Origin of the sequence: Promineifilum sp. (SeqCode) (genome assembly GCF_041918635.1) — a bacterium.
Lineage (GTDB): Bacteria > Chloroflexota > Anaerolineae > Promineifilales > Promineifilaceae > Promineifilum.
The window spans coordinates 1-6,258 of sequence record NZ_JAYRVJ010000452.1 but is presented as its reverse complement, the minus strand read 5'-3'; the positions used below and the strand labels follow the sequence as shown (position 1 = coordinate 6,258).

Below are 6,258 nucleotides of genomic sequence, written 5' to 3'. Positions count from 1 at the left end.
GACGCTACAGGCCAGCATCTTCCCGGAGAACGAGGCCAGTGTGGCGCTCCATGTGGCGTGCGGCTTCCGCGTCATCGGGCGGCGCGAGCGGCCGGCCCAACTGCACGGCGTCTGGCGCGATACGCTGCTGGTGGAGCGGCGCAGTCAGCGCGTGGGGGTGTAGAACAGTGGGTTGCGGTGGGTTTCATAACGTCAACGACCACACGGTCATCTGTGGTTTCTCTTCTTATGGCATCACCTGCACCCAGCTATTCCCCATCTGCAACGGAAATGCCCCACCCCCATCGGTGAACGTCAACTGATCGTTCTCTCCCGCGTGATGCCACGTCACGTCATAGCGCAGCCCGTCGCGGTAGACCACCGCCGGCCCGGAGCCGCGCAACTGAATGTCGTGCGACCAGGCGTCGCACACGTCGTTCGTTTCGTGGGCGCAGACGCTGGACATGGTGTGGGCGGGCGAGAGTTGGATGACGTTGGCCGCCGTCACCTGGCCGCCGTTGGCGTCCATGTGCCTCTCGCCGTCCATCCAGCGCTCGTACCGGCCGCTGGCCGGGTTGTAGGCCCATTCGACGCTCTCGTTCGAGTAACTGATGAGGACGCTGCCGGCTGCTGCGCCGCCGGCCGGCGGTTCCTCGCTGAAGGCGTTGTAGTCGGTGAAGCGCGGCCGCGTGTTCTGCCCCCTGGCGCTCACCGCGCCCCACAACGGATCGAGCCGCACGAAGGTTCCGCTCACGCCGGACGACTCGTCATAGAAACCCACACTGCTCTCGCCGAACAGACGGTCGCTGTACTTCGAATTGGCGAACCAGTCACGCAGGCCATCGCTGGGATTGGTGTGGGCCAGGACCGCGTCATACATGCCGAGCAGTTCCGCGTCCACCAGCCGCGCGCTGCGCACCGGCCCTACCCTAGCCGGCGCGCTGTCGTAGTAGATGGCCGTAAAGCGGGTGATGCCGCCTTCCGTAATGTGCTCGTAGACGATGTCGGCGTCGTTGAACCCCGCCTGGGGCCGGGCGGAGGGGGCGTTGTCGATCTTGACCGCGATCGGCCGGCGCTCGAGGGCCGCGTCGCTCGCCTCCTCGCCGGTCAGCGGGTTGCGGTCGATAAAGGACGCGGCGTCGGCGGTCAGTATAATCGCCGTCGGCAGGGGCGGCGTGGTGGGTGTCGGCGACGCCTCCGGCGTGGGGACGGCTGCCTTGGTCGGTTCCGGCGGCGCGGTCGCCGCGGCGGCGGCAGCGGTCGGGGAGGGAAGGGCGTCCGTGGCCGTTGCCTCGGCCGTCACGGTAGCCGGTGGCGGCGTCAGTCCTGGCGCGACCGCCTTTAGCGTCGTCGCTTCCGGCGTCGCGCCCGACGGCGAGTTGCCATTGCGAAAGTACAGGGCCGCTCCCACAACCAGCGCCAGCACGGCCAGCGCCCCGGCCACCCACACCCAGAACGGCAGCGCCCGCCGGGCCGGCTGGGCGGGCGGGAGCGGCGCATCCCAGGCCGGACTGCCGGCGTCGGCCGTCGGCGCGACGACCGTCGGGGCGACGACCACCGGCCCGCCGCCCATCGGGGTGGTCGCCAGCCCGCCGAACGCCGCCACCGTGGTCGGCGGCGACGACAGCCGCCGGCCGAGCGCCACCGCGCTATCGAGCCGGCGGCCCATCATTAGTTCCATGGCCTCCATCACCGCCCGTGACGTCGCCGCGCCGACCAGTGGGTTCACCTGGTGCGGCGGGGTCAGCGCGTCCGCGCCGCTGCTCAGGTCAGGCGCTTCCGGCGGCGTCCGGCCGGTCAGCAGTGTGTAGAGCGTCGCCCCCAGCGAGTAGACATCGCTGCGGGCGTCCGTCCCGCCCCGGCCGTACTGCTCCGGTGGGCTGTAGCCGGGCGTGACGGCCTTCGCGCCGATCGTCGTGCCCTTGCTGGGGTCGTAGACCTTGGAGATGCCGAAGTCCACCAGCACAGCCCGGCCGTCCGAGGTGATGATGACGTTGTCCGGCTTGATGTCGCGGTGGATGATGGGCGGGGTGCGCGTGTGCAGGAAGGTCAGCGCATCGCACACCTGGAGCATCCAGGGCAGCACCTCGGCCTCAGCCAGCGGCCCGCCGCGCTCGTCCAGCAGGTCGCCCAGGCTCTTGCCCTCGACGAAGTCCATCACCAGGTATTGCCCCTGGCCGGGCAGGATGAAGTGGTCGATGACGGCCGGCAGGTTGGTGTGGCGCAGGCCGGCCAGCAACCGGGCCTCGTGCTCGAACCGGCGTTGCGACTCCGCACCGCTGTCGCTGTTCTCCTTGACGGCCACCGGCTGCTTCAGCGACAGATCCCAGGCGCGATAGACCGCGCCGAAGCCGCCCTGGCCCACCTGCCGGACGATGCGGTAACGGTTCTGCAGCACGTCCCCGGTGTTCATCTCGCCACCTCCTGGCTATGACACGCGATGGGCGTATGATAGCCAAAAGGGAGAGGAAGTGGCAACTAACGGGCGGGATCAACGCCAGGACGCAAAGACGCAGAGCATACCCAGGAAGTACTGTTTATTACCTATCATGTTGCGCCGTGAAGGCGTATAATGCAGGGGAAGCATCCGCAGATTAGAGAGAAATCTGCGCAATCTGCGGATCATCCCTCTTCGCCATTAAGGAGCCACATCATGCCCTACACCCAGTTGTACTATCACCTCGTCTGGACGACCCGCAACCACGAGCCGCTGCTGACGCCGGCCGCGCAGGCGCTCATCTTCGACTATTTGCGCTGGAAGGCCATCGGCCTGGGCGGGGCGGTCTACGCCCTGAGCGGGACGGCCGACCACGTCCATCTGGCGGTCAGCATCCCGCCGCGGGTCAGCGTGGCCTCGTTCGTGGGCCAGGTGAAGGCCGCCGCGACGACGCGCTTCAACAAGCGCTCGCCGGAAGAGCCGCTGCACTGGGCCGAAGAGTACGGCGCGATGAGCTTCGACGGCAAGCGGCTGCCCTACGTCGCGACCTACGTCGAGCGGCAGGCGGAGCACCACGCCGCGGGGACGCTCATCCCGGTGCTGGAGCGGACGGAGGAGCGGCCGGCCGCCCCCGGCGTCGTCCGCGAATGGGGGGCGGGGTATGACCAGAAGGGGGAGAAGGAGTGGTGGGAGGAGATGGTGGGGATGGAGTAAGGCCGCTCTGAAAATCGCTCTCCGTAAAAACCACTGGCAGCCGCTTCGCCAGCGTTTTAGGCTGCTTGACGCAGGGCCTGCAAGCGCCTACAATACAAGTATATTCATTATATGTGTGCTATTTGTATAGAGGCGTCTGATGCCCCAACTGAACCTGTACGTCAACGATGAATTGGCTGAGCGCATCCGCCGCGCCGCGGATGAGGCGGATCTCAGCGTCTCGCGCTATCTGGCGGAACTAGTCCGGGGCGCGGTGGAAACGGAGTGGCCGGAAGGCTTTTTCGAGGAAGTCGTCGGGGGTTGGCAGGGAGAGCCGCTAGAAAGAGCGCCACAAGGGACAGTCGAAGCGCGCGAACAACTGGAGCCGCAGGGATAGCACCGTGTATCTACTCGACACCAACGCCTGCGTCCGTCTGCTCAATGGCCGTTCGCCTCAATTAACCGAACGCATGCGGCAGCACCAACCCGCCGAAATCGTCCTGTGTTCAGTGGTGAAGGCAGAGCTCATTCACGGCGCTTACCGTAGCAGCCGCGTCGCCGATAATTTGCGCCTGCTCGAGCGCTTCTTCGCCCCGTTCGCTTCCCTGCCGTTCGACGACCACTGCGCCGACGCCTACGGCCGCATCCGTAGCGACCTGGAGCGCGCCGGCACGCCCATCGGCCCCAACGACCTGATGATCGCCGCCGTTGCCGTGGCCCACGAGCTGACGCTGGTGACAGCTAACACGCGGGAGTTTGGGCGGGTGATTGGGTTGGCGTTCGAGAACTGGGAATGAGATGTGATAGATTATCAGCATGGAATCTCTGACAACTCAAATTAAGGCAATTGGATAGATAATTAGAAATAAAAAGGACGCAAAGCCAATCCTGAGGCTTGCGTCCCTGTGTTACTCTTCGCCCAGGTGCAACGCACTTCAGAAAGTGCGTCGCACCTGACACTATCATTAATTCAACAACCCCACCCGCTCATTAAACTGCTCGATGAGCGTGTCAATCTCCTTATCCATCCCGTGAATGCTCGTCCAATACTCCGGGTCATACCACTGCGCCATCAACTCCTCATAGCTGCGCCCCTGCTGCTCGACCCAGGTGTAGTACTTCAGGTTGTGGATGCGCTTGCGATCCTGGTAGGTCAGCTCTAGCAGGTTGTCCGTGCCCTGGCCCATCAGGTAGCGGTGGTAGACGCCGGCGGCGTTCAGCGGCGTGAACTCGCCCTCTAGCTCGCGGTACTCGTCGATGCGGCTGCCGTACATCTCCATCGAGTCGGTGGCGATGGTCATGACGATGTCGTTCGCGCCCATCTCGTAGTACTTGGCCATCTTGATCGCCGACAGCACGTTGCTGATGCCGGAGATGCCCAGGTCGGGCAGCAGCGCGATCAACTCCGGCGACACGCCCTGCTCGGCCAGATAGTCCTGGCCGGCCGGCTCGTTGAACAGGCGCATGACGGCCACCGGCGCGGCGTCGTCAATGGCGACGACCATGTCGGTGTTCTTGACGTTATGCACCCACGGCACGTGCTTATCGCCGATGCCCTCGATGCGGTGCGCGCCGAAGCCGTTGTTCAATAGCGTCGGGCATTGCAACGCCTCGCTGGCGCAGATGACGCTGGTGGGGAACTGCTCCTTCATGTAATCGCCGCTGGCAATCGTCCCAGCCGAACCGGTGGAGGAGGCCATGCCGCGGTACGTGTCCTTCGGCCCCATAATGCCCTTCAACACCTCGTGCATGGCCGGGCCGGTGACGCTGTAGTGCCACAGGTAGTTGCCAAACTCCTCGAACTGGTTGAAGATGACCAGGTCTTCGCCGCTGCGGCGCAGCTCCCAGCACTTGTCGAAGATCTCCTTGACGTTGCTCTCCGAGCCGGGCGTCTTGATGATCTCGCCGGCCACCCCTTGCAGCCACTCGAACCGCTCGCGGCTCATGCCCTCGGGCAGGATGGCGACGGACTGGCAGCCGAGCAGGTTGGAGTCGTAGGCCCCGCCGCGGCAGTAGTTGCCGGTGCTGGGCCAGACCGCCTTCTGCGTCGAGGGGTCGAACTGGCCGGTGACCAGCCGCGGCACGAGGCAGCCGAAGGCTGCGCCGACCTTGTGCGCCCCGGTCGGGAACCATTTGCCGACGATGACGACGATGCGCGCGTCCACGCCGGTGATCGCCTTGGGGAACTCGATGGTGTTGACGCCGCCGAACCCGCCGCCGCGGGCCACCGGCTCGTTGTGCCAGGTGATGCGGAACAGGTTAGCCGGGTTCAGGTCCCACAGGCCGGCGTCGGCCAGGCGGCGCTTGACGGCGTCGGGAATCAGCGCCGGGTTGCGCTGCTGTTCGAAGGTGGGGATGATAATGTTGCGTTCACGGGCGCGCTGCACGCTGCGCTCCAGCGCGGCTTCGTGGATAGACAGGTCGATCATGATGTTTCTCCTGGGGAGTGTTCAGGGTGCGCGGCGGCCTCGCCGCCATTTGTCATATTGTATGACAATATGACCATTGCGGCAAATTATATCTGACTTGTAGCGCGGGATGGTATCCCGCGTCTGGAGTGCGAAGAATGGCTACGGATTGGAACGGAAAAGACGGATAAGGAACGGATTGAAAATCTGCTCCTTATCCGTCTCTTCCGTGAAATCCGTAGCCATTCTTTAGCGGCGCAAAGAGCGGGTTGCCAACCCGCATTACAAATGGGGTTGGACGTGGCCGTCCAGCAGCGGGCGGAGGAACTGCCCGGTGTACGAGGCGCCGACGTGAACGATCTCTTCCGGCGCGCCCTGGGCGATGATCTCCCCGCCCCGATCGCCGCCCTCCGGCCCCATATCGATGATGTGGTCGGCCACCTTGATGATGTCGAGGTTGTGCTCGATGATGACCACCGTGTTGCCTTTGTCCACCAGCTTGTTCAGGGCGTGGAGGAGCTTACTCACGTCGTGGGCGTGCAGGCCGACCGACGGCTCGTCGAGGATGTAGAGCGTCCGACCGGTGGCGATCTTCGACAGCTCGCGGCTCAGCTTGACCCGCTGCGCCTCGCCGCCGCTCAGCGTCGGCGCGGGCTGCCCCAGGTGGATGTAGCCCAACCCCACGTCGGCCATCGTCTGGAGCTTGCGCCGGATGGGGGGGATGTTGGCGAAGAAGTCCAG

At 65.0% G+C, this 6,258-nt stretch carries 5 protein-coding genes and 1 pseudogene; 3 read left to right on the top strand and 3 right to left on the bottom strand.

All coding sequences use genetic code 11. The features are described from left to right. Window positions 1–226 precede the first annotated feature (226 nt). On the bottom strand, window positions 227–2,392 hold the full coding sequence (locus ACE3UY_RS13870; RefSeq protein WP_374688101.1) for a DUF3048 domain-containing protein: 2,166 nt from the start codon (window positions 2,390–2,392) through the stop codon (window positions 227–229). A 240-nt stretch (window positions 2,393–2,632) separates the two neighbouring features. On the opposite strand from ACE3UY_RS13870, the gene tnpA reads away from it, so the two are divergent. From tnpA to ACE3UY_RS13855, 3 genes are all read left to right on the top strand, one after another. Further along, window positions 2,633–3,130 carry an IS200/IS605 family transposase gene (tnpA, locus tag ACE3UY_RS13865; RefSeq protein ID WP_374688100.1) on the top strand — a complete coding sequence of 166 codons (498 nt, stop codon included), beginning with the start codon at window positions 2,633–2,635 and terminating at the stop codon, window positions 3,128–3,130. Between the two features lie 139 nt (window positions 3,131–3,269). After that, the gene (locus tag ACE3UY_RS13860) at window positions 3,270–3,506 is read left to right on the top strand and encodes a hypothetical protein (protein WP_374688099.1); all 237 of its coding nucleotides are present in this window, start codon (window positions 3,270–3,272) and stop codon (window positions 3,504–3,506) included. A 4-nt stretch (window positions 3,507–3,510) separates the two neighbouring features. Beyond that, on the top strand, window positions 3,511–3,906 hold the full coding sequence (locus ACE3UY_RS13855) for a type II toxin-antitoxin system VapC family toxin (RefSeq protein WP_374688098.1): 396 nt from the start codon (window positions 3,511–3,513) through the stop codon (window positions 3,904–3,906). Window positions 3,907–4,074: 168 nt separating this feature from the next. On the opposite strand, the gene ACE3UY_RS13850 is transcribed toward ACE3UY_RS13855, so the two are convergent. Next, on the bottom strand, window positions 4,075–5,538 hold the full coding sequence (locus ACE3UY_RS13850; protein ID WP_374688097.1) for a pyridoxal-phosphate dependent enzyme: 1,464 nt from the start codon (window positions 5,536–5,538) through the stop codon (window positions 4,075–4,077). Window positions 5,539–5,799: 261 nt separating this feature from the next. Beyond that, window positions 5,800–6,258 (bottom strand): annotated as a pseudogene (locus ACE3UY_RS13845) (excinuclease ABC subunit UvrA); the annotation flags it as partial.

Coding starts and splice junctions, on each gene's coding strand:
- ACE3UY_RS13860 (WP_374688099.1), top strand. CDS start 3,270: ATGCCCCAACTGAACCTGTACGTCAACGATGAATTGGCTGAGCGCATC.
- tnpA (WP_374688100.1), top strand. CDS start 2,633: ATGCCCTACACCCAGTTGTACTATCACCTCGTCTGGACGACCCGCAAC.
- ACE3UY_RS13870 (WP_374688101.1), bottom strand. CDS start 2,392: ATGAACACCGGGGACGTGCTGCAGAACCGTTACCGCATCGTCCGGCAG.
- ACE3UY_RS13850 (WP_374688097.1), bottom strand. CDS start 5,538: ATGATCGACCTGTCTATCCACGAAGCCGCGCTGGAGCGCAGCGTGCAG.